Raw genomic sequence first — 23,787 nt, forward strand, 5'->3', positions numbered from 1 at the left:
GGCGTACGAACGCCGGGCCCGCCCCCAGGCTCTACTGGCCCGCGTCCGCGCGCTGTAGACGGAGCGTCAGGATCTGGAAGGGCCGCAGGGCGACGGCGACGGAATCACCGTCTACGGAGGCGTCCTCCAGGGGGCGCTCCAGCAGGTCGGTGATCTGGGCGCCCGCGAGCGGGAAGCCCGTGCGCAGTGTGCCCTCGGCGCGGCCGCCGCTCGACTCGTAGAGGCGGACCACGACGTCGCCCGTCTCGTCGTCGGCGAGCTTGACCGCCTCGACGGTGATGCCGTCGCCGCCGACGGAGACGACCGGCTCCGGGGCGCCGCCCGAATCGGCCACCCGCAGCGGGAGGTTGAGGGCGTAGCCCTCGGCGACCGCGTCCTCGATGCTCGCGCCGGGCAGCAGCGAGTAGACGAAGCGGTGCTTGCCCTGGTCGGCACCCGGGTCGGGGATGCGCGGGGCGCGCACCAGGCTCAGGCGGACCGTGGTCGTCGTGCCGCCGTCCTCGCGGACCGTGCGGGACACGTCGTGGCCGTACGTCGAGTCGTTGATGACGGCGACGCCGTAGCCGGGCTCGGCGAGGTGCACCCAGCGGTGGCCGGAGACCTCGAAACGGGCCGCCTCCCAGCTGGTGTTGGTGTGCGTGGGCCGCTGGATGTGGCCGAACTGGATCTCGGCGGAGGAGTGCGCCGCCCGGATGTCGACCGGGAAGCCGGCCTTGAGGAACTTCTCGGCCTCGTGCCAGTCGATGTCGGTCTCGAAGTCGATGCGGGGGCTGCCCGCGCGGACGGTGATCGTCTGCACGATCTTCGAGCCCTTGCCGAAGGACCGCTCCACGCGGATCGCGCCGAGCAGCGGGTCCTGCTCGACGACGGTGATGGAGTCGGCGTCGAGGAGGTCGGTGAAGCGGTTCTTGTAGTGCTTGTCGACGTCCCAGGCGTCCCAGTAGTTCGGGAGGTCGGTGTGCAGGCGCAGCAAGTTGCCCTGGTCGGCGAGGACTTCACGGCCGCCGTGGCGCAGGTCGCGCACGGAGGAGAGGGTGCCGTCGTCGGCGAGTTCGACGCGCACGATGCCGTTGTCGAGGACGCGGTCGGTGACGGTCACCGCCTGCGGGACGTACTCGGCGGCCAGCGGGGCGCTGCCGTTCGCCGGGACCGTCGCGTACATCGGTACGCCGGTCGCCGTGCGGATGACCTCGGCGCGGTCGTAGGGGCTGGTGTTGAAGACGCGGGTCCCGCCGCCGCCCAGCGCGGCCACGGCCGCCGCCGTCAGCTCCTCCAACTCCGTTGCCACGCGGGCGTATTCGGCCTCGGCCTCGCGGTGCACCCAGGCGATCGAGGAGCCCGGCAGGATGTCGTGGAACTGGTGCAGCAGCACCGTCTTCCACAGCTTGTCGAGCTTCTCGTACGGGTACACGTAGCCCGGTGCGTGCAGCGCGGCCGTGGTCGCCCACAACTCGGCCTCGCGGAGCTTGTGTTCGCTGCGCCGGTTGCCCTGCTTGGTGCGGGCCTGCGAGGTGTAGGTGGCGCGGTGGAGTTCGAGGTAGAGCTCGCCGACCCAGACCGGGGCGTCGGGGTACTCGGCGCGGGCCTTGGCGAAGAACTCGTCGGGGTGCTCGACGACGACCTTCGGCGAGCCCTCCAAGTCGGCGAGCCTGCGCGCCCGTTCCATGATCTCGCGGGTGGGGCCGCCACCGCCGTCGCCCCAGCCGAAGGGGGCCAGGGAGCGGGTGGCGTTGCCCTTCTCCTGGTAGTTGCGGACCGCGCGGGACATCTCCTCGCCGCTGAAGCGGGCGTTGTAGGTGTCGACCGGCGGGAAGTGGGTGAAGATGCGGGTGCCGTCGATGCCCTCCCACCAGAAGGTGTGGTGGGGGAACTTGTTGGTCTGGTTCCAGGAGATCTTCTGGGTGAGGAACCACTCGTTGCCGGCGAGCTTGGCGAGCTGCGGGTAGGCCGCGTTGTAGCCGAAGGAGTCGGGCAGCCAGACGCCCTTCGTCTCGACGCCGAAGTGCTCGATGAAGAACCGCTTGCCGTGGACGAGTTGGCGGGCGATGGCCTCGCCGCCGGGCAGGTTGCCGTCGGACTCGACCCACATGCCACCGACCGGCGCCCACTGGCCGCGCTTGACGGACTCCTGGATCCGGGCCCACACCTGCGGGTAGTTGTCGCGCACCCACTCGTACTGCTGGGCCTGCGAGCAGGCGAAGATGAAGTCCTCGTACTCGTCGGCGAGGGACGTCACGTTCGAGAAGGTGCGGGACGTCTTGCGCTTGGTCTCGCGGATCGGCCACAGCCACGCGGAGTCGATGTGCGCGTGTCCGACACCGGAGACGATGTGCGCGCTGGCGTTGGCGGGCTTGGACAGCACCGGCTTGAGCGCGGCCCGTACGTCGGCGGCGCTGCCGGCGACGTCGTCCAGGTCGAGGAGGTCCAGGGCGCGGTCGAGGGCGTGCATGATCTCGTGGCGGCGGGGGTCGTGCTCGCCCAGTTCCAGCATCAGTTCGCGCAGCACCTGGACGTCCAGGTCGAGGTGGAAGACCTCTTCGTCGAGGACGGCGAGGTCGGCGCGGCGGAATGTATACAGTGGACGGTCGCCCGCCGTCAGTACATCACCGAGCAGTGTGGGCTCGGAGAAGTCGTTGGCGAGGATGTCGGGGTTGGAGGCCGCCTCGACCAGGTAGTCGATCACCTCGCCGCCCGTCGCCGGGTTGGCGATCGCCACGTACTGGTTGAGCGGGTTGACCGCCTTCAGCGGCGTCCCGTCCGCGAGGTGGACCAGGGCCTCGGCCTGGTTGCCGGGCCAGTCGCCGACGAAGCCGAGGTCGATGACGGCCTCGACGCGCTTCCCGGCCCACTCCTTGGGCACCTGGCCGCGCATCCGGAACCATGTGGTGCCCCAGGGCGGACCCCACGGGGTGTCCATGGCGAACGGCGCGTACGGCGCCGCGGCGGCCTCCTCGAAGGGGACCGGCTCACCGGGGGCCTGCCAGGCCTCGACCGTGAAGGGCGCGGTGGCCGCGTAGATCGCGGGCTTGATGCGCTGGTTGTGGGCGCGCTCGACGCGCTCCTCGATCCGGCGGCGTTCGTCGTGCATGGGAAGTCTCCAGGGAACCAGGGAGCTGCTGAGAACTTGGGAGCTGTCGAGAACTCGGAGAGCTGCCGAGCACTCGGGGAAAGCGCTTACTGAACGGATGCCTACTTAAGGTACGCCAGGCCCGGGTGGACCTCGGTGTAGCCCTCGACCAGTCGGCGCGCGACGTTCACGGAGTCGACCAGCGGGTGCAGCGCGAAGGCCTTCACCGCCGTCGTACGGGAGCCGTTCTCGGCCGCCGCGAGGATCTCGCGTTCGACGCCCTTGACCGCGCAGACCAGGCCGGTGGCGTGGTCGGGCAGCGGGTCGACGGCGACGGGGTGGGCACCGTTGGCGTCGACCAGGCACGGCACCTCGATGACGGCGTCCGCGTCGAGGACGGACAGCGCGCCCTGGTTGCGGACGTTGAGGATCAGGGTGGTGCGTTCGTCGCGGGCGATGGCCCGCATCAGGGCGAGGGCGACCTTCTCGTACCCGCCGGAGAGGTCGTCGGCGTCGCGTTCGCCGGCGCCGGCCGTCTCCCGGTTCTCCGCCATGTAGGTCGCCTCGCGCTCGGCGCGGGTGCGGTCCCAGGCGGTCAGCGCGGCCGTGTCGGGGCGCTTCATCTCGTCGTAGAACTGGGCCTGTTGGTCGCGGAGGAACGCGCCGCGGGTCTTCTCGACCTCGCTGTAGGCGCGGACGGTCTCGCGGTTGAAGTAGTAGTAGTGCAGGTACTCGTTCGGGATGGCACCCAGCGACTGGAGCCAGTCGGTGCCGAAGAGCTTGCCCTCCTCGAAGGAGCCGAGCAGGTCCGGGTCGGCGAGCAGGCGCGGGAGTTCGTCGCGGCCGGCGACGCGCAGGCCGCGCACCCAGCCGAGGTGGTTGAGGCCGACGTAGTCGATGAAGGCCTCGCGCGGGTTGGCCCCGAGCACCGTGGCGATACGGCGGCCGAGGCCGACCGGGGAGTCGCAGATGCCGATGACGCGGTCGCCGAGGTGGCGTGACATGGCCTCGGTGACCAGGCCCGCCGGGTTGGTGAAGTTGATGACCCAGGCGTCGGGGGCGAGGCGGGCCACGCGTTGCGCGATGTCGACGGCGACCGGGACGGTTCGTAGACCATAGGCAATACCGCCCGCGCCGACCGTCTCCTGGCCGAGGACGCCCTGCGCCAGGGCCACGCGCTCGTCGTTCGCCCGTCCCTCCAGGCCGCCGACGCGGATCGCGGAGAAGATGAAGTCGGCGCCGCGCAGGGCCTCGTCGAGGTCCGTGGTGGCGGTGACGGTGGGGGCGTCGGGCACGGTGGCGGCCTGTTCGGCCAGTACACGGGCGACCGCATACAGTCGACTGTCGTCGAGATCGTGCAGCACGACCTCGGTGACCCGGCCCTCGCCGCGGTCCGTGAGGAGTGCCCCGTACACGAGCGGCACCCGGAACCCGCCGCCGCCCAGAATCGTCAGCTTCACGCTTTCACCTTTCCTGCCACGACGACCTCGACGCCCGCTTCCTCCAGGGAGGAACGGGTCGCCGGGTCGACCGGGGCGTTCGTCACCACCGCGTCCAGGTCCTCGGGACCGCACACCTTCGCCATCCCCGTACCCGGGAACTTCTGCGCGTCGGCGAGCAGCACGACCTTGTCGGCGGCCTTGATCATGGCTCGTTTGACCGGCACCTCGACGACCGTCGTGTCCATCACCTGGCCGCCGGGCCGCACCCCGCTGGTGCCGAGGAAGAGCCAGTCGGCGTGCAGCTGGCGCAGGTTGTCCTCGGTGAGGAAGCCCACCAGGGAGCGGTACTCGCGCCGGACCATGCCGCCGAGCAGCACCAGTTCGATGCCCTCGTCGTCGGCCAGCTCCTCGTAGACCACGAGGTTGCTGGTGATCACGGTGAGCCGGCGGCCGTGCAACTGGCGGGCCAGCCGGTAGGCGGTGGTACCGATGTCGAGGAGGACCGACTGGCCGTCCGCCACCATCGCGGCGGCGCGCGCGGCTATCGCGTCCTTCTCGGCCACCCGCACCTCGGCGACCTCGGCGAAGGGCTGGTCGCCCTCGTCGGCCACGGCACCGCCGTGGACACGCGTGAGCAGTCCGTCCTCCTCCAGTTTGAGCAGATCACGCCTGATGGTGGCGGGGCTCACACCCAGCTGCTCGGAGAGATCGGTCACGGCCGCGGGGCCCCCTGAGCGCAGGGCCCGCAGGATGAGTTGATGTCGTCGTTCTGCCAGCACGTCGCGAACACTACTCGTCATCTTCAATCATTTCTATGCTCAGTTCTGCTTGGGTATTGACCAATCTCGTCGAGCAGCGCACGATTCCGGTCACCGAAATGAAGAGTTTTGACGAACTCTCCAACGACGTGCCGACGAGAGGATGCGCGCGTGGACGACCCCCGGCCCGATGTGCTGCTGACCGGGCTGCTCTTCTACGACCTCGTCCTCACGGGGCTGGGGCAGCCGCCGACGCCGGGCGAGGAGATCTGGACGGCCGGCATGGGCTGCGGCCCCGGAGGCATCGCGAACCTCGCGGTCGCCGCGTCCCGCTTCGGCCTGAGGACCTCCCTGGCCACGGTCTTCGGCGACGACTTCTACGGCGCGTACTGCCATGAGGTCCTCGCCGGCCAGGAGGGCGTCGACCTCTCCCTGTCCCGCACCGCGAACGGCTGGCACACCCCCGTCACCGTCTCGCTCGCCCACGGAAACGACCGGGCGCTGGTCACCCACGGCCAGGAACCGCCGTACTCGCAGGACGTGCTGATGGACGACCCGCCCGAGGCGCGGACGGCGCTGGTGCACCTGGAGGCCGAGCCGCGCGGCTGGCTCGCCAAGGCGTCCGCGAACGGCACGCAGATCTACGCCGACGTCGGCTGGGACCCCACCGAACAGTGGTCCCGCGACCTGCTCGACCAGCTCGCCCTGTGCCACGCCTTCCTCCCCAACGAGACCGAGGCGATGGCCTACACCCGCACCGACAGCGCGGTCGCGGCGCTCGGCATCCTCACCGAACTGGTGCCGGTCGCGGTGATCACGCGGGGCGGCGACGGGGCGATCGCCGTCGACCAGACGACGGGCGAGTACGCGGAGGTCCCGGCCCTGGCCGTCGATGTCCTGGACGCGACGGGCGCCGGTGACGTGTTCGGCGCGAGTTTCGTCGCGGCCTCACTCGGCGGCTGGCCGCTGCAAGAGCGGCTGCGGTTCGCGGTGCTCGCGGCCGGGCTGTCCGTCCAGCACCACGGCGGCGCGCTGGCGGCACCCGGCTGGTACGGCGTCGACCGTTGGCTGCATACAGTCCGCGATCCCGAACTGCGGACTGCATACGGCTTCCTGGTCGACAGGATCCCGGCGGACCCCGGCCCGCCCGTCATGTACGCACCCGTCACTCCCCCCGCACGGCAGTAGCCCCCTCCCACCTCTCAAGTCCCTTACAAGTCCCCCCACTTGAGTCCCTCGTATGCACGACCCGAACAGATCGAACAGATCCGAAAGGCGGTGGGAGCTGTGCGGCTCTCACGAAGAGGCCTGCTCCGTGCGGGCCTGGCCGGTACGGCCGCCACGGCGCTCGGCGGCCTGACGTCCGGCTGCGCCGTACCGACCGGTTCCACCGGCCGGAACATGGTCCTGTGGTACTGGGACGGCGGCCTCGGCGACACGGTCGTCAAGAACGCCAAGGCGCGTTACGACAGTACGGTCGACCTCCAGGCGATCAAGATCGGCGGCTACTACCGGTCCAAGCTGATCACCACGATGGCCGGCAAGGCCCACATCCCCGACATCGCCGGCCTCAAGGGCGAGGACATGGCGTCCTATCTGCCCAACGCCGACCAGTTCGTGGACCTCAGGACACTCGGCGCGGACAAGTACAAGAGCCAGTACCTGACGTGGAAGTGGGAGCAGGGCATCGCCGACGACGGCACGATGGTCGGCTTCCCCATCGACTGCGGTCCGGTGGCGCACTTCTACCAGTACGCCGTGTTCCGCAAGGCCGGACTGCCGTACGAACCGGCCGATGTGTCAACGGAGTTGAACACCTGGGAGAAGTTCTTCGCGGCGGGTGAGCAGCTCAGGAAGCGGATCCCGGGGACGTCTCTGATCACCGACGTCAACAGCGTCTTCGAGAACGTGGTGAACCAGGGCTCCAAGCGGTACGTCGACAAGGACCGCCACTTCATCGGCGGCCAGGAACATGTGCGCCGGGCCTGGGCGTTGGCGGTGGAGGCCAAGCAGCGGAAGATCGTCTCGGATCTGGTCAGTGGCACGCCGGACCAGCTCTCGGCCGTGCAGGACGGCAAGTTGCCCAGTCAGCTCAACGCCTCCTGGGCGACCAGCGACATCAAGACCGGCGTACCGAAGACCAAGGGGCGATGGCGAGTTGCCCAGATGCCGGTGCGGCCGGCCAACAATGGCGGTTCGTTCCTGTCGATCACCAAGGCGTGCCGCGAGCCCGAGCAGGCCTTCGCGATCATCAGCTGGATCCTGAACGCGGCCAACCAGGCTCAGGGTTTCGTCGACGCGGGCCTGTTCCCCTCGACCCCGGCCTCGTACGACCTGAAGTCAGTGCGTGTGGCGGACCCGTTCTTCGGCGGGCAGGACACGATGGACATCTTCGGACCGGCCGCGCAGAAGATCACGGTCGCCTACAACAGCCCGTTCGACATCGCGCTCGGGCAGCCCCTCAAGGACGAGATCAAGAACGTCGGTGTCCTCGGCAAGGACCCCAAGAAGGCCTGGAGTGACGCCATGAGCAAGTGCCGGCGCATCGCGGACCACCTGGGGGTGAGCTACTGATGGCCACCGCACTGGACAAGCCCCCTGCCGCCGTGGACAGTTCGTCCGCCTCCTCGCGGCCCAGGAGCGGGTTCCGCAAGTACTGGCATCTGTATGCCGCGATCTCCCCGTTCTATCTGCTGTTCCTCTGCTTCGGGCTGATCCCCGTCGGCTTCTCGTTCTACCTCTCCCTGCACCGCTGGGACGGCCTCGGCTCCATGGAGTGGGCAGGTCTGTCGCAGTACAAGTACCTGCTGAGCGACACCGACTTCTGGAACTCGATCGGCAACACCCTCATCATCTGGGCGCTGGCGACGTTCCCCATGATCTTCCTCGCGATGATCACGGCCGTGATGCTCAACTCGGCGGTCCGCTTCAAGAACGTGTACCGCTTCGCCTACTTCCTCCCGAACGTCACCTCGGTGGTGGCGATCGCGATCGTCTTCGGCTCGGTGTTCTCCACCAACTTCGGCCTGGTGAACGCCCTGTTGCAGGCGGTGGGCATCGACCAGATCGCCTGGCTGAACACCCCGTGGGGCATCAAGATCGCGATCGCGACCCTGATGACCTGGCAGTGGACCGGCTACAACGCGATCATCTTCCTCGCCGGTCTCCAGACCATCCCGAGCGAGGTGTACGAGGCGGCCCGGATGGACGGCGCAGGACCGGTCCAGACGTTCTTCCGGATCACGTTGCCGATGATGCGTCCGGTGCTGCTGTTCGTCCTCGTCATCTCGACGGTCACCGGTCTCCAGAGCTTCTCCGAACCACAGGTGCTGCTCCAGAACACCTCCAACGACTCGACGTTCGCGGGCGGTCCGGGCCACTCCGGCCAGACGATGGTCCTGTACTTCTTCCAACAGACCTTCGACAACAACGACTTCGGTTACGGCGCCGCCGTGGCCTGGGGCATCTTCCTCGTCGTCATCATCTTCTCCATCGTCAACTGGCGCCTGGTGCAGCGCCGGGGCGAAGACTAGGGAGCCGGTCACCATGGCATTCTTCCAAGGCACACGGCGACCGAAGGCCATCCGGGGCACCCGGAGCCGCGGCGTCGCCCTCCATGTCTCCCTGATCCTGGGTGTGTTGCTCTCGGCCTTCCCGTTCTACTGGGCCGTGATCATGTCGACGCACACCTCGTCGGAGATCTTCTCCTACCCGCCGAAGCTGCTGCCGGGCACGCACTTCCTGGAGAACGTGCGCAGCCTCTTCGACAACATCGACTTCTTCGGCTCGATGTTCAACTCGGTGCTCGTGGCGGGGTCGGTGACCTTCCTGGTCCTGTTCTTCGACTCGCTGGCCGCGTTCGTCTTCGCCAAGTTCCACTTCCCCGGCAAGAACGTGATGTTCGCGCTGCTCATGGGCATCTTCATGGTGCCGGCGCAGCTCGCGGCCATCCCGCAGTTCGTCATCATGGCGAAGCTCGGCTGGATCGGCTCGATGACCGCGCTGATCGTGCCGGCGGCGGCCAACGCGTTCGGCATCTTCTGGATGCGCCAGTACATGAAGAGCGCGATCCACGACGAACTCCTCGACGCCTCCCGCATCGACGGCGCGAGCTTCCTGCGCCAGTACTGGCACGTGGCGCTCCCGGTGGTCCGGCCGGGCCTCGCCTTCCTCGGCATCTTCACCTTCATGGGCCAGTGGAACGACTACGCCTGGCCCCTGATCGCCCTCACCAACCCGAACAACGTCACCCTCCAGGTGGCGCTGTCCCAGCTCAACGGCACCCACGGCACCACCGACTACGGAATGGTCATGACCGGCGCGCTCCTCGCCCTCGTCCCCCTGCTGATCGTGTTCGCGGTCGGCGCCAAGCAGATCATCGGCGACCTCGGCAAGGGAGCCATCCGCTGATGACCGACCCGCTGCTCGCGCTCCGCCCCTGGGAGTCACCCGAGGTGACCTCCTGGGGGCGGTTGCCCATGTCCGCCGTCGACCGTCGCGCGGGTGCCCTCTCCCTCGACGGCGACTGGCGCTTCCAACTGCTGCCGGCGCCGGACGCGCCCCTCGCGGAGGCCTGGTCGTCCGCATACGTTCCGGGCGTATGGACCATGCAGGACACGGACGACCTTCCGCAGTACACGAACGTCCGTATGCCGTATGCAGAATTCCCTCCGCTGTCGCCGGTCGACAATCCGACGGGTGTCTACGAGCGTGAGGTGGACGTCCCGGCCGACTGGACCGGGCGGCGGATCGTGCTCCAGGTCGGGGCCGCCGAGAGCGTGCTGCTCGTGCACGTGGACGGGCGGCCCGTCGGCGTCTCCAAGGACTCCCACCTCGCCGCAGAGTTCGACCTCTCGGGCGTCGTACGTCCCGGCGGGCGGGCCACCGTACGGCTGACCGTGGTCAAGTGGTCGGACTCCTCGCACATCGAGGACCAGGACCAGTGGTGGCACGGGGGCGTCACGCGGTCGGTGCTGCTGTACGCGACCGATCCGCTGTATCTCGCCGACGTCACCGTGCGGGCGTCCTACGACGGCGAGCTGCGGGTCGACTGCCAGGTGCGGGACGCGGGTGGCGCGCTACCCGCCGGGTGGTGGGTCAGCGGCGATCTCGACGGTCAACTCATCGCCCAGGACGAGGAGTTCGACCGGTTCAACGCCGAGGACGACCGTGTCTCCGACTTCCTCGGCGAGGCCCGCATGCGCGCCACCGTGCCCGAGGTCCGCCCCTGGAACGCCGAGACGCCCGAGCTGTACGGCCTCACCGTCCGGCTGCACCGCGCCGACGGCACGGTCGCCGACTCGTCGTACCGGCGCATCGGCTTCCGTGACGTGGAGATCGTCGGGCGGGACCTCCTCGTCAACGGCGAGCGCGTGTACATCCGGGGCGTCAACCGGCACGACTTCCATCCGCTGACCGGCCGCACGGTGACGTACGACGACATGCGCGCGGACCTGGTGCTGCTGAAGCGGTTCGGTTTCAACGCGGTCCGCACCGCGCACTACCCGAACGACCCGGCGCTCTACGACCTCGCCGACGAGCTGGGCTTCTACGTCGTCGACGAGGCGGACATCGAGTCCCACGACCACGCGCACGAGATCGCGGACGACCCGCGCTATCTGAACGCGTTCGTGGACCGGGTGTCGCGGATGGTGCTGCGCGACAAGAACCACCCCTCGGTCATCATCTGGTCGCTGGGCAACGAGTCCGACTATGGCGCGAACCACGACGCGGCGGCCGGCTGGGTCCGGCGCCACGACCCGACCAGACCGGTCCAATACGAGGGCGCGGCCAAGCGCGGCTGGGCCGACCCGGACCTCGCCTCCGACATCGCGTGCCCGATGTACGCGCCGCTGGAGGACTGTGTCGCTCATGCCCTGTCCGGTGAGCAGACGAAGCCGTTGATCCAGTGCGAGTACTCCCACGCGATGGGCAACAGCAACGGGACCCTCGCGGACCACTGGGCTGCCATCGAGTCAACCCCGGGTCTTCAGGGCGGCTTCATCTGGGAGTTCTGGGACCACGGAATCCTGCAACGTGTGAGCGACGGAAGACCCACCGGCCGCGCGGGCGCCGGACTGTATGACAACGGTGTCGCCGCGCCCGGTCACCGCTGGGCGTACGGCGGTGACTTCGGCGAGACGATCCACGACGGCGCGTTCATCGCGGACGGTGTGGTGTTTCCCGACCGCACGCCCAAGCCGGTCATGTTCGAGCACCGGGAGATCGCGGCGCCGCTGCGCATCGAGTGCTTCCGGCACGAGGGCATCGTCCTCGGCAACCACCAGCACTTCCGCGGCCTCGAATGGCTCGCCGCCACCTGGGAGTTGGCCCTCGCGGACGGCCGTACGCTGACCTCTCCGGCCGAACTGCCCGCCCTGTGCCCGGGTGAGACGGCGGCCGTGCCGCTGCCGTTCGAGCTGCCGGAGGACGGCGGCGAGGCCTGGCTGACGCTGCGCGTGACGACGGCCGAGGACCAGGCGTGGGCCCCGCGCGGCACGGACGTGTGCGCACCCCAGGTACGGCTGCGGGCGGCAACTCCCGTGGTACCGGCGGTGGTTGGCGGCGGCCGGGTCGACGTCGACGGCGAGGGCCTGCTGCGCCACCCGCTGCTGACGGTCGCCCCGACGCTGTCGCTGTGGCGGGCGCCCACCGACAACGACGAGCTGGGCGGCATGGCGGCACGCTGGCGGGCCTGGGGGCTCGACTCCCTGGTCCGGAAGATCGTCTCGGTGCGGTGTGACGGCGATCGGGTGACGACGGTCGCCGAGTACGCCGGGGCCGAGGGTGTGGTCCGGCACTGCCAGGTGTTCACGCCGGTCGAGGGCGGGGTCAGGGTCGAGGAGTCGGCCGAACTGCCCGATGAGTTCGTCGACGTGGCCCGGGTGGGCACGGTGTTCGAGACGGTGCCGGGGCTTGATCTGCTGGAGTGGTTCGGCCGGGGTCCGTGGGAGTCGTACCCCGACCGCAGCACGGGCGCGCCCGTGGGCCACCACTCGGTCCCCGTCGACGAGTTGTTCACTCCGTATCTGCGGCCGCAGGAGAGCGGTGGCCGGCACGGGGTTCGGCGGTTCACGCTGTCGGCACCGGACGCCACCGGTCTGGCGGTCGACCTCGACGAGCCCCGCCAGGTCTCGGTGACCCGCCATCGCGCCGAGGACCTGACCGCCGTACGGCATCACGACGAACTGGTGCCGCGCGCGTCGTGCGTGGTGCAACTCGACGCGGTGCACCGGGGGTTGGGCACGGCCTCGTGCGGCCCCGACACGTCGGCGAAGTATCTCGTAGCACCGGGTGTCCATCGCTGGAGCTGGACCCTGCGCGTTCTCTGAAATCGGCGGCTTCCGAGTCCGCCGCTTCCGACTCCCCAGCCTTGAACTCCCCCGCTTTCGCGGGCACTTATCCACGGAGCACACGTGTGTACTTCGCATGAGCACGAGCACGACCACGAGCAGGTCGAGACAGCCCAGGCCGGTGCCGGACGGCGCAGTTTCCTGCGGGCGACGGCGATGCTCGGCGCCGCCGCCACGGCCGGCGTCACACTGCCGACCGCCGCCGAGGCGGCCCCCACCTCAGCGTCCACGAAGGCGAGTTGGCGCCCCGACACCGACAGCCGACGCTTCACCCTCGCGGTGATGCCGGACACCCAGTACCTCTTCGACGGGCCGAGCATCGACAAGGCGCCGATCGAGGCCTCGCTGCGCTATCTCCTGGAGCACGGCAAGGACGAGAACATCGTGTTCCTGTCCCACCTGGGCGACCTGACCCAGAACGGCGCCAAGCCCGAATTCGCCGCGATCGGCGAGGCGTTCAGGCTGCTGGACCGGCGGGGCGTCGGCTACAGCGTGCTGGCCGGCAACCACGACGTGAGCTCCTCGACCGACGACCAGCGCGGCTCGACGCCGTACCTGGACACGTTCGGGCCGCAGCGGTTCAAGGGTGCGCGCACGTTCGGCGGCGCCTCCGCCGACGGCTACAACACGTACCACCTCTTCCATGCGGCGGGCCGCGAGTGGATGGTGCTGGCGCTGGACTGGCGGCTGTCGGCGAAGGGGTACGCGTGGGCGAAGAGCGTCCTGGACCGGCACCCGCACACGCCGGTGGTCCTGACGACGCACGAACTGGTCGTCGAGGACGACCAACTGTCGTCCTACGGGCAGCAGTTGTGGGACCAGTTGATCGAGGATCACGACCAGATCTTCCTCACCCTCAACGGGCACTACTGGCCCGCCGGCCGGGCGACGCGCAAGAACGCGGCGGGCAATGACGTCCACTTGCACCTGACGAACTATCAGAACCGTTACTTCGGCGGCGCGGCGATGATTCGCCTCTACCGCTTCGACCTGGACCGCGGGGTCATCGACGTCGAGACGGTCTCGCCGTGGATCCTGGGCCGGGCCGCGAAGGGCCTCAACGAGCTGGAGCGGCAGGAGATCGAACTCAGCGGCGACGCCGACCGGTTCACCGTCGACATCGACTTCGCGGACCGCTTCTCCAGCTTCGCCCCGGTCCCCGCCCGACCGTCGCGTCCCGCCTCGAAGCTCCTCGTCCCCGGCACGGTGGCCTACTGGCGCTTCGACGGACACTCCGACGCCACGGCCGTGAGCGGCACGGTCCGCGACCAGTCCGGGCGCGGTAACGACGTCACCCTCGTCGCGGTCGGCGGGGGCACCCTGAACTGGTCCTCGGACCACCACCCCGACCAACCCGGCCACGGCAGCCTGGAGTTCACGGGCTACAAGTCACCGCTCAAGGGCGCGTACCTGCGCACGGTCGACGGCGCGCCTCTCAACTCGGCCACATTCAAGCGGGGTTACACCGTCGAGGCGTTCTACCGGCTGCCCGCCGACTGGGACCCCGACCACAACGCCTGGTCGGGACTGGTCAGTCGGACCGGCACGGGCGGCGCCGCGGGCAAGACCGCGGACGACCCGGACGAGCCCCTCGCCACCCTCTCGCTCTCCAACGACCGTGAACCGCAGTGGGCGGTACGCCCGTTGAACCAGGAGGGCATCGCCAGCAACTGGGGTCAGGAGACCCCGCTGGAGACCTGGTGGCACCTCGCCGTCGTCAACGACGGCAAGCACACCACGCTGTACGTCGAGGGCTGCCCGGTCGTGCGCAATCCGACGGCGACGGCGGTGGGCCTCACCTCGGTCGGACTGCCCTGGCTGCTCGGCGGTTACGAGTACGCCGGGAAGATCGACCAGATCCTGCACGGCCGGCTCGGCGACGTCCGGGTCGTCGAACGGGCGCTGCCCGTCACGTCTTTCATGAACCACTGACCTCACAGGCCACTGACTTCACGAACCACTGACTTCGTGTGTCTCTGACCTCATGAACCACTGACAGCCCTCCAGCCTCCAGAGGACTTCCGAACCATCATGACCGAGCAGCAGCTGCCCACCTGGGCCGATCCGTCCGTCTCTCCCGCCGCCCTCGACGCCCAGGGCGTCTCCCGACGCCAACTCCTGCGCCGCGCGAGCCTGTTCGGCGCCGCGTTCACCCTCGGCGCGGGACCGCTCGCCACGTCCGCTTCGGCGGCGGGCCGGGGCTACGGCGGCAACGACCCACGCCTCGCCTACCTCGTCGGCGACCACCACGTGCACTCCGTGTACAGCCACGACGCGAAGTACACGTTCTCCCAGCAGGCGCAGGCCGCCGCGAAGTACGGCCTCGACTGGATGGTGTTCAACGAGCACTCCAACTTCGGACACGCCTCCTACGGCGCGAAGTTGGAGCACGCGGAGATCCTCAAGGCACGTGCCGAGAACCCCCGCCAGCTGATCTTCCAGGGCCTGGAGTGGTACATCCCGGCCGCCGAGCACTGCACGGTGTTCGCCGCGCCCGGCCGCCACGAGGTCGATCTGCTCACCCAGTTCGAACTCGCCTACGACGGCAAGCTGTTGGGCTACGACAAGGGCGGCGCCGCCGACGCGGACACCGCCCGCAACGAGGCCCACGCCGTGAAGGCCGTCAAGTGGCTGGCCGAGCAGCGCCGTTCGGGCTACGTCGACGACGTCCTCGTCCTCGCCAACCACCCGCTGCGCCTCGGCATCGACTCCCCGCACGAGATGCGCGGTTGGCGGGACGCGGCCCCCGAGATCATGATCGGCATGGAGGGCGCACCCGGCGCCCAGGGCGCGGCCCTCCCCGGCTGGCGCGGTGCGACGTCGATCCGGGGCGAGTACGAGAACAAGCCGTCGGCGCAGTCCTGGTCGGGCTATCCGGCGGACGCGTATGTGACGTACGGCGGTTTCGACTGGGCGACGGCGACCGTCGGCGGGCTGTGGGACTCGATGCTGGCCGAGGGCCGGCTGTTCTCGATCACCACGAACTCCGACAACCACCGTACGGTCTACGACACTTGGGCCAACGGCGCCTGGCCCGACGGGCAGAACTTCGACAACACCGGGAAGCTGCCCGACCCGGTGAACACCGGCACCCCGCAGCCCGGCAGCGACTTCTGGCCCGGCGAGTTCAGCCGCACGCATGTGGGCGTGACCCGCTACGGCTACCGCGAGGTGATGGCGGGGATGCGCGCGGGCCGGATCTGGGTCGACCACGGGCATCTGCTGGACGGGCTCGACGTACGCCTCAAGCGGGACTGCGACCACGGCCGGGGCGTCACGCTGGGCGGCCGGCTGCGGGTCCGCAAGGGCGACCGGCTCACGCTGAACATCACCGTGACGACCGCCTCGCGGCCCAACGCCCAGGGAATCCTGCCCGAGTTGGCGCACGTCGACGTGATCCGGGGCGCGGTGCGCGGTGCGGTGTCCGACCGGGACGCGTGGCGGGCGCCGGACACGAAGGTCGTGCGTACGGCGGACGTGAGCGGCCGGAAGGGGACGTACACCCTGCGCGTCCCGGTGACGGCCGGGGACGAGTCCTTCTACCTGCGGCTGCGCGGCAGTGACGGCAAGCGACACGGCGCGGGCTACCTCGGCGCGTCCGTCGACCCGCACGGCCCGATCCCCCATGAGCCCGGAAACGGTGACCCGTGGGCCGACACATGGTTCTATTCCAACCCCATCTTCGTCGATCTGGCAGGTATCTGATGAAGCGTCAACTCGCTGTCCTCGCTGGCTTATTGGGCGCCCTCACGCTCGGCGTGAGCGCCTCCTCGGCCGCCGCCTCCACCACCTGGACGGAGACCGGCACCGCCTACACCGACAGCCTCGGCGGCGGTGAGGGCGTCGCCAGTCAGGCGGACGGTTCGCTGCTGTACCGCGGGCTGGCGTCCATCCCGCTGGATCTGCGCATCCAGGGCTGGAACCACATCGGCGACCCGGACATCGCCAACGGCTACGTCTTCGACGCCTACCAGGGCGCCGACACGGGCACGTCCAAGATGTTCGCGGTCACCACGCCGTCCGGGACGCGTTACACGTACGTCCACACGCTCGACTCGGGCGAGAAGATCAACAACTCGTTCGACGCGATCTCGCCGGACACGCAGTGGATGGTGTCGGGCGAGTGGGGCGACCAGTCCAGACTCCAGGTCTTCCCCACTCCCCTGCTCAACCCGTCGACTCCGGCGACGGGCGGGGCACTGCCGCAGGCCGGACAGATCACCCTGGACAGAACGGTGAACGACATCCAGGGCTGCGACTTCGTGACGGACACCCGCCTGGTGTGCGTCTCGGACGACGCGTCGGGGTCCAAGTTCCCCGAGATCCGCCCGCTCCTCCAGGTCGACCTGCCGCACAAGCTGGACGGCCGGCCGATCACCGGCACAGTCACCAGCCTGTTCGCACTGCCCCAACGCAGCATCTGCACGGGCACGTTCGAGGCCGAGGGCATCGACTACGACGTGAACAGCGGCACGTTGCGCGCCGAGGTCGTCCAGCCCGGCGTGTGCGTGGTGTCGACCAGCGTCTACTCGTACAAACAGCAGTAGACAAACGACGGTCGACGGTAAACGGTCGGCAGTCCGAGGTCGGCGGTCGGCGGTCGGCGGTCGGCGGTCGGCGGTCGGTCAGGCGTAGAACCGCGAGAGACTCTGCACGACGGCGGCGGGCTTCGGCCCGCCGTCGATCTCTATCGTCCCGTCGACGGCGATCTGCACCCCGCCCGGCACGTCCTCGACCGAGGCGAGCTTCGCGACGAGCCGGATGCGCGAGCCGACCTTCACCGGTGCGGGGAAACGCACCTTGTTCAGGCCGTAGTTGACCTTCGTCGACACGCCCTCGACGTCCAGCAGCTCGGTGAAGAGCGGGATGAAGAGGGAGAGGGTCAGATAGCCGTGCGCGATGGGCGCGCCGAAGGGGCCTGCCGCCGCTTTCTCCGGGTCGACGTGGATCCACTGGTGGTCGCCGGTCGCGTCGGCGAAGGTGTTGACGCGTTCCTGGGTGATCTCGATCCACTCGCTGGTGCCGAGGTCGCTGCCCGCGAGCTTCTTGAGTTCGTCGAGGCCGTTGACGGTGATGCCCATAAGTAGCCTGTCCTTCAAGGGAGTTAAGGGAGTTAAGAGAGTTACGGAGTCAAGGGAGTTGCTGGTCGCCTACTGGTCGCCGAAGCGCTTGCGCACCCGGGACTTGAGGAGCTTTCCGGAGGCGGTGCGCGGGAGTTCGTCCGCGACCACCATCGACTTGGGGATCTTGTACTTGGCGAGCCGGCCGGCCAGTGACGCGAGCACCTCGTCGGGGTCCGGCGTGGCGCCCTCGCGCGGCACGACGACCGCGCGCGGCACCTCGCCCCACTTGTCGTCCGCGATCCCGATGACCGCGCACTCGACGATGTCGGGGTGGGCGAGGAGCAGGTCCTCGATCTCGGCGGGGTAGATGTTCTCCCCACCGGAGATGATCATGTCCTTCATACGGTCGACGATGTACACGTACCCGTCCTCGTCGGTCCGTGCCGCGTCCCCGCTGCGGAACCAGCCGTCGGCGAAGACCGCGGCCGTCTCCTCGGGCAACCCCCAGTAACCGGGCATGACATGGGGCCCGCGCACCACGACCTCGCCGGTCTCGCCGACGTCGGCGGGGGTGAGGTCGGGCCGTACGACCCGTACGTCGCTGAAGAAGTGCGGCACACCCGCCGAACCCGCCTTGCTCACGGCGTGTTCGGCGTCCAGGAACAGGGTTCCGGGCGCGGCCTCCGTCATGCCGTAGCCCTGGAGGAAGGTCAGGCCGCGCTCCTGGTAGGCGGCGATGAGCGGGGAGGGGACCGGGGAGCCGCCGCAGGTGAGGATGCGCAGCGAGGAGAGGTCGGCGTCGGCCCAGCGCGGGTGCCGGGCCAGCTGGTCGAACATCGTCGGCACCCCGAACATGAAGGTGATCCGGTGCTGTTCGATCAGGTCGAAGGTGGCCGCCGGGTCGAAGGCCTCGACCAGGACGCAGGTGCCGCCCTTGAGCAGCACCGGCAGGGTGAGCATGTTGAGGCCGGCCGTGTGGAACAACGGCGCGGAGACCAGGGCGCGTTCGTCGGCGATCAGGTCGGTGTCGACGAGGACGTTGATCGCGTTCCAGGCCAGGTTGCCGTGGGTGAGCATGGCGCCCTTGGGACGGCCGGTCGTGCCCGAGGTGTACATGATGATGCAGGTGTCGTCGGCCGTGACGGGCTCGTCGATCGGCTCCTCGGAGGCCGCGTCGAGCAACTCCTCGTATTCGGGGCCGACTTCGAGGTACGTACGTACGTCGGTGCTGCCCGGGAGTCCGGCGACGAGACCGGCGTGCGTCCGGCCGTAGACGAGGATCTTGGCGCCGGAGTCGGTGAGTTGGTGGGCGATCTCGGGGCCGGCGAGGCGGGTGTTGAGGGGGACGAAGACCGCGCCGAGAATGCCGGCCGCGAACAGGGTCTCCAGGTAGGAGGGGTGGTTGGGGCCGAGGTAGGCGATGCGGTCGCCGCGACGGACGCCTCGGGCGCGCAGGGCGTGGGCGAGGCGGGTGGTTCGTGTATGCAATGTGCCGTAGTCGGTCGACGTACGACTGCGGTCTGTCGACGAACGACCGTGGTCTGCCGACGGTCCGCTGCCGCCCGTCGACAGTCCACCGTCGTCTGCCGACGGTCGGCTGCCGCCCGTCGGCGGTCCACCGTGGATCAGAGCCGTGCGGTGCGGGGTCTTGCGGGCCCGGCGTGCGGGCCACGACCCCAGTCCCTCGTTGCGCATCCGGCGTCCTTTACGTCAGTCCGAGCAGGCGGGCGGCGTTCTCCTTGAGGATCTTCGGCTTGACCTCGTCCTTGATCGGCAGCTTCTCGAAGTCGGCGAGCCAGCGGTCCGGGGTGAGGACGGGGTAGTCGGAGCCGAAGAGGACCTTGTCCTTCAGCAGGGTGTTCGCGTACTGCACCAGTTGCGGCGGGAAGTACTTCGGCGACCAGCCCGACAGGTCGATGTGCACGCCCGGTTTGTGCGTGGCGACGGCGAGGGCCTCGTCCTGCCAGGGGAAGGAGGGGTGCGCCAGGATGATCTTGAGGTGCGGGAAGTCGGCGGCGACGTCGTCCACGTGCAGGGGGTTGGAGTACTTGAGGCGGATGCCGCCGCCGCCCGGCACGCCCGCGCCGATGCCCGTCTGGCCGGTGTGGAAGAGGGCGATCGTGCCCGTCTCCTCGATGACCTCGTACAGGGCGTAGGCGACGGCCCGGTCGTTGGGGAAGAAGCCCTGGATGTTGGGGTGGAACTTGAAGCCCTTGACCCCGTACTCCTCGACCAGGCGCCGCGCCTGCTTCACGCCCGCCCGGCCCCGGAACGGGTCGATGGACGCGAAGGGGATGAGCACGTCGGCATTGGCGGCGGCGGCCTCGGCGACCTCCTCGTTCGGGACGGGCTCGGTGCCGGTCGCGGACTCGGCGTCGACCGTGAAGATCACCGCGGCCATCTTCCGCTCGCGGTAGTACGCGGCGGTCTCCTCCAGGGTCGGCTTCCGCTTGCCCTCGACCTTGAAGTAGGCGGAGGAGGCGTCGTGCAGGTCGTCGTCCAGAGAGGAGTGTCCCTTGGAGGACACCTCCGCGTGGGTGTGGACGTCGATCGCGACGAGTTCGGCGATGTCCATGGGGGATGTCATCACGCCTCCGGCAGCTTCGGTGCGGGGATGCCGACCGACTGGAGTTCGGCGCCGACCGAGGTGGGGAAGGCGTCGGCCAGGGTGTCAGGGGTCCAGCCGCCGTCGGCGTAGGCCGTGCTGATCTCCTGCGGGTGGGACCAGAGTGCCACCTTGTCGCCGCCGATGCCGATGGCCTGGCCGGTGATGCCGCGCGCGGCCTCGGAGGCGAGGAACGGGACGATCGCGGCGCAGTCCTCGGGGGTGCCGAAGCCCTCGCCCTTGCGGAGGAAGTCGGGCAGCGGGTCGCCGTTCCTCATGGCCTCGATGTACGGGGCGAACGCGGGGATCGTCTCGGTCATCGCGGTCGCGGCGACCGGCACGATCGCGTTGACGGTGATGCCCGCGCGGCCCAGCTCCATCGACCAGGTGCGGGCGAAGGCCGCGATGCCGGCCTTGGCGGCCGAGTAGTTGGTCTGGCCGAAGTTGCCGCGCTGGCCGGCCGGCGAGCCGACGAGGATCAGGCTGCCGCCCTCGCCCTGCTCGCGCATCCGGACGGCGGCGGCGCGGGCGCAGGTGAAGGTGCCCTTGAGGTGGGTGGTGATCACCGCGTCGAAGTCCTCGTCGGTCATCTTCCACAGCACCTTGTCGCGCAGGATGCCCGCGTTGGTGACCAGGATGTCGAGCCGCCCGAACTCCTCGACGGCACGGTCCACCAGCCGCTCGGCGGCCTCGGTCGTACCGACCGGGACCACCTCGGCGACGGCGCTGCCGCCCGCCTCGGTGATGGACTTCACGGCCTGCTCGGCCACCGCCTCGTCGATGTCGTTGACGACCACGGACGCGCCGTGGGCGGCCAAGGCGTGCGCGTAGGCGAGGCCGAGGCCCCGGCCGCTGCCGGTGACGACGGCGACCTTGCCGGTCAGATCGATGCTGGGCACGAGCGGTCCCTTCACAAGACGAGGCTGCGGTACGACACACCGGGACCGTGACCGCGAAGTCCACGAAGACCGTGATGTCCACGAAGACTGCGAACGGCACCGGTGCGGCTTCGAGATCGAAGCTAAGAGCAATAATTGTTGACGTCAATAGTTGTTGCCGATGGACCATGTGCGTCACACTGGCCCCGAACCACCGCACGCCCCGCCCGGGGCCTCGACCCAGGGAGCCCGCCATCGCCCGTCAGCCGCACGCCGCGAACCCCCCTATCGACGCGCACGAGCCGTGGATGCGCGGGCTGCACGCGGACACGGGCTACCTCATGTACCGGCTGGGCCTGCGCTCCGGCCAGCTCTTCAACACGTTCCTCCAGGAGTCGGGCCTGCGTCTGCGCCACTACGCGCTGCTCCGCTTCCTGGCCACGTCCGAGGGCGCCCTCCAGCGCGAACTGAGCACGCGGCTCGGCTACGACCCGAGCGCGATCGTCGGCCTGGTCGACGACCTGGAGAAGTTGGGGTTCGCCGAGCGCCGCCCTTCCCCCGACGACCGGCGCAGCCGCATCGTGGTTCTGACACAGGACGGCCGCGGCTTCCTGCGCGACACGGACGAGGCGGGCCTGCGCGTCACGAACGAACTGCTGGCCCCGCTCGACGCGACCGAGCGGGAGACCCTGCACACGCTGCTGCAACGGGTCGCCGAGGACGGACTGACCTGACACCGGACGGAGGCCCGGCCATGACCACCACCCGGTCCACGACGAGCACCGGATCCGCGACGCCCACCGAGTCCGCGACCACGGCGCGGTCGACCACGCCCACCGGACCGGCGCCCACCACGCGATCCTCGATGATCCCCCGGTCGGCGGCGCCCGCCACACGGTCCGCGCCCGACCGGCTGCTCGCCGTGCTCGCCGCCTTCGACCACGCGCACACGGCCCTGTCCCTGTCCGACATCAGCCGCCGCGCCGGCCTCACCCTGACCACCGCCCACCGCCTCGCGGGCGCGCTCACCGAGTGGGGCGCGCTGGAGCGGGACGCGTCGGGGGCGTACCACGTGGGCCTACGGCTGTGGGAGGTCGCGGCACTCGCGCCGCGCGGCCTCGCCCTGCGCCAACTCGCCCTGCCCTACCTGGAGGACCTGTACGAATCGACGCACGAGAACGTGCAGTTGGCGGTGCGGGACGGCGCGGAGGTCGTCTACACCGAGTGGATCTCGGGCCGTTCGGCGGTCGGCGTACACATCCGGGTGGGCGCCCGCTGGCCCCTCCACGCCACGGGTGTGGGCCTCACCCTGCTGGCCCACGGCGACCCGGACTTCCAAGAGGACTACTGCGCGGGCCCGTTGGCGTCCTTCACGCCGTACACGATCACCGATCCGCCACGACTGCGCCGGGTGCTGGCCGAAGTCCGGCGCACCGGCGTCGCGGTGAGCACCCGTCAGATCACGGACGACGCGCTGTCGGTGGCCGCTCCGGTGCGGGGGCCGGGCGGTGCGGTGGTCGCCGCGGTGTCGGTGGTCGTGCCTCAAGTGGACGCGCAGGTACCGGCGTTGATCCCGGCGGTACGGCTCGCCGCGCGCGGGATATCGCGGGCGTTGGGGTGGCGACCGGAGGCGTGACGGGGGCGCACGGCCGGTTCGGGGTGAGTGAAAAGCCCTCCCCGGACCGGGAGTTGGCGAGCCGGTGACCCAACTACTTGTTCTCGCCCGGCTTTCCGACGTGGTCGCCGTAGCCGGCGGTGTCCTCCCCGGGTTTGGCCGAGGCGGTGGAGGTTGATGTGGAGGGGGGCGGCATGTGGTCGCCGCCGTCTCCGGACTTGCCGGTCGCGCCGGAGGCGTTGAGCTGGAAGGCGAGGAGGAGGACGGCCACGGAGAGGGTGGCGGTGAACCAGAGGGTGATGCGTCGCATGTGTGCTCCTGTTGACGGGATGGGGCGCTGCTACCAGGCGAACTCTTCGGTGTGGACGCTGTCGCGGTGCGCGCCTGCGCCTCGTGCGGCCTTGCGGACGGCGGTGATCCAGGTGGGCGGGCCGCAGACGTAGATGTCCCGGTGGGCGATGTCGGGGACGAGCTTCTTGAGGACCTGGGCGTCGTCGTCGAGGTGGGCGGAGCGGGTGGCCTGCCCGGAAGTGTCGGCTCGGTGGGCGGGGCCTGTGTCCTGCCGGGCGGTGTCGGCGCGGTGGGCGGGATCCGTGATCTGCCGGGCGGGGTCGGCGCGGTGCACGGAACCCGTGGTCTGCCAGGAGGCGTCGGCGAGATGGGCCGGGCCTGCGGCCTGCCAGGACGTGCCGTCACGGTGCACGGCACCCGCGGCCTGCCTGGACGTGTCGGCGCGGTGCACGGCACCCGCGGCCTGCCACGACGTGTCGGCGCGGCGGGGGCCGGGGAGGAGGATCAGTTCGACGCCCCGGTGGGTGGCGATTTCGCGGAGTTCGTCGGCGAACACGGCGTGCTCGTCCTCGCCGTAGCGATAGATGAGGGTGGCTTCGCCGGGGGCGTAGGGGGCGTCTTCGAGCAGGGCCCGCATGGGGGTGATGCCGATTCCGGCAGCCATGAGGAGCATGCCGGGGTGGGTGCGGCGACGGGCGGTGAGGGTGCCGTAGGGG

Annotated in this window: 18 protein-coding genes and 1 pseudogene; 10 read left to right on the top strand and 9 right to left on the bottom strand. The window is 69.6% G+C overall.

The window, feature by feature from the left end; genetic code table 11:
- Positions 1 to 31: 31 nt before the first annotated feature.
- The 3 genes from ACNFOC_RS27970 to ACNFOC_RS27980 all read right to left on the bottom strand — a co-directional run bounded on the left by ACNFOC_RS27970 (position 32) and on the right by ACNFOC_RS27980 (position 5,288).
- Positions 32 to 3,088, bottom strand: coding sequence for an alpha-mannosidase (locus ACNFOC_RS27970; RefSeq protein WP_416961854.1), 3,057 nt, complete (start codon positions 3,086 to 3,088; stop codon positions 32 to 34).
- 101 nt (positions 3,089 to 3,189) lie between these two features.
- The gene (locus ACNFOC_RS27975) at positions 3,190 to 4,527 is read right to left on the bottom strand and encodes a 6-phospho-beta-glucosidase (protein WP_416961855.1); all 1,338 of its coding nucleotides are present in this window, start codon (positions 4,525 to 4,527) and stop codon (positions 3,190 to 3,192) included.
- A complete protein-coding gene (locus ACNFOC_RS27980) occupies positions 4,524 to 5,288 on the bottom strand; it encodes a DeoR/GlpR family DNA-binding transcription regulator (RefSeq protein WP_328827403.1) in 765 nt (254 codons plus the stop codon). Before ACNFOC_RS27980 ends, ACNFOC_RS27975 begins: the two co-directional genes overlap by 4 nt.
- 150 nt (positions 5,289 to 5,438) lie before the next feature.
- Here ACNFOC_RS27980 and ACNFOC_RS27985 point away from each other — a divergent pair, with 150 nt between their 5' ends.
- From ACNFOC_RS27985 to ACNFOC_RS28020, 8 genes are all read left to right on the top strand, one after another.
- Positions 5,439 to 6,455, top strand: coding sequence for a carbohydrate kinase family protein (locus ACNFOC_RS27985; RefSeq protein WP_416961856.1), 1,017 nt, complete (start codon positions 5,439 to 5,441; stop codon positions 6,453 to 6,455).
- Positions 6,456 to 6,554: 99 nt separating this feature from the next.
- Positions 6,555 to 7,841, top strand: coding sequence for an ABC transporter substrate-binding protein (locus ACNFOC_RS27990; RefSeq protein ID WP_416961857.1), 1,287 nt, complete (start codon positions 6,555 to 6,557; stop codon positions 7,839 to 7,841).
- Entirely contained in the window at positions 7,841 to 8,800 is a 960-nt protein-coding gene (locus ACNFOC_RS27995; RefSeq protein WP_416961858.1) for a carbohydrate ABC transporter permease, read from the top strand. The genes ACNFOC_RS27990 and ACNFOC_RS27995 overlap by 1 nt, the downstream gene beginning before the upstream one ends.
- 13 nt (positions 8,801 to 8,813) lie before the next feature.
- Positions 8,814 to 9,677 carry a carbohydrate ABC transporter permease gene (locus ACNFOC_RS28000; RefSeq protein WP_416961859.1) on the top strand — a complete coding sequence of 288 codons (864 nt, stop codon included), beginning with the start codon at positions 8,814 to 8,816 and terminating at the stop codon, positions 9,675 to 9,677.
- The gene (locus tag ACNFOC_RS28005) at positions 9,677 to 12,598 is read left to right on the top strand and encodes a glycoside hydrolase family 2 TIM barrel-domain containing protein (RefSeq protein ID WP_416961860.1); all 2,922 of its coding nucleotides are present in this window, start codon (positions 9,677 to 9,679) and stop codon (positions 12,596 to 12,598) included. Before ACNFOC_RS28000 ends, ACNFOC_RS28005 begins: the two co-directional genes overlap by 1 nt.
- Positions 12,599 to 12,682: 84 nt before the next feature.
- Positions 12,683 to 14,551, top strand: a complete 1,869-nt coding sequence (locus ACNFOC_RS28010) for a LamG-like jellyroll fold domain-containing protein (RefSeq protein WP_416961861.1) — start codon at positions 12,683 to 12,685, stop codon at positions 14,549 to 14,551.
- A 99-nt stretch (positions 14,552 to 14,650) separates the two neighbouring features.
- Positions 14,651 to 16,324, top strand: a complete 1,674-nt coding sequence (locus ACNFOC_RS28015) for a PHP domain-containing protein (RefSeq protein WP_416961862.1) — start codon at positions 14,651 to 14,653, stop codon at positions 16,322 to 16,324.
- Positions 16,324 to 17,166 (top strand): hypothetical protein, encoded by an 843-nt coding sequence (locus ACNFOC_RS28020; protein WP_416961863.1) that lies wholly within the window; start codon positions 16,324 to 16,326, stop codon positions 17,164 to 17,166. Before ACNFOC_RS28015 ends, ACNFOC_RS28020 begins: the two co-directional genes overlap by 1 nt.
- Positions 17,167 to 17,244: 78 nt before the next feature.
- Here the strand turns inward: ACNFOC_RS28020 and ACNFOC_RS28025 are convergent, their stop codons facing one another.
- From ACNFOC_RS28025 to ACNFOC_RS28040, 4 genes are all read right to left on the bottom strand, one after another.
- The gene (locus ACNFOC_RS28025; protein WP_416961864.1) at positions 17,245 to 17,700 is read right to left on the bottom strand and encodes a MaoC family dehydratase; all 456 of its coding nucleotides are present in this window, start codon (positions 17,698 to 17,700) and stop codon (positions 17,245 to 17,247) included.
- Between the two features lie 69 nt (positions 17,701 to 17,769).
- On the bottom strand, positions 17,770 to 19,377 hold the full coding sequence (locus ACNFOC_RS28030; RefSeq protein ID WP_416961865.1) for an acyl-CoA synthetase: 1,608 nt from the start codon (positions 19,375 to 19,377) through the stop codon (positions 17,770 to 17,772).
- A gap of 10 nt (positions 19,378 to 19,387) precedes the next feature.
- A complete protein-coding gene (locus ACNFOC_RS28035; RefSeq protein ID WP_416961869.1) occupies positions 19,388 to 20,257 on the bottom strand; it encodes an amidohydrolase family protein in 870 nt (289 codons plus the stop codon).
- 11 nt (positions 20,258 to 20,268) lie between these two features.
- Positions 20,269 to 21,186, bottom strand: coding sequence for an SDR family NAD(P)-dependent oxidoreductase (locus tag ACNFOC_RS28040; protein ID WP_416961866.1), 918 nt, complete (start codon positions 21,184 to 21,186; stop codon positions 20,269 to 20,271).
- Between the two features lie 287 nt (positions 21,187 to 21,473).
- On the opposite strand from ACNFOC_RS28040, the gene ACNFOC_RS28045 reads away from it, so the two are divergent.
- Complete coding sequence (locus ACNFOC_RS28045; RefSeq protein WP_416961867.1) at positions 21,474 to 21,899, top strand: MarR family winged helix-turn-helix transcriptional regulator; 426 nt, start codon at positions 21,474 to 21,476, stop codon at positions 21,897 to 21,899.
- A gap of 131 nt (positions 21,900 to 22,030) precedes the next feature.
- Positions 22,031 to 22,801, top strand: coding sequence for an IclR family transcriptional regulator (locus ACNFOC_RS28050; RefSeq protein WP_416961870.1), 771 nt, complete (start codon positions 22,031 to 22,033; stop codon positions 22,799 to 22,801).
- Between the two features lie 73 nt (positions 22,802 to 22,874).
- Here ACNFOC_RS28050 and ACNFOC_RS28055 read toward each other — a convergent pair whose 3' ends face one another.
- Positions 22,875 to 23,090 carry a hypothetical protein gene (locus ACNFOC_RS28055; RefSeq protein ID WP_416961868.1) on the bottom strand — a complete coding sequence of 72 codons (216 nt, stop codon included), beginning with the start codon at positions 23,088 to 23,090 and terminating at the stop codon, positions 22,875 to 22,877.
- 30 nt (positions 23,091 to 23,120) lie between these two features.
- A pseudogene (locus tag ACNFOC_RS28060) lies at positions 23,121 to 23,787 on the bottom strand (hypothetical protein); the annotation flags it as partial.

This window comes from Streptomyces colwelliae, assembly GCF_048158785.1.
Lineage (GTDB): Bacteria > Actinomycetota > Actinomycetes > Streptomycetales > Streptomycetaceae > Streptomyces.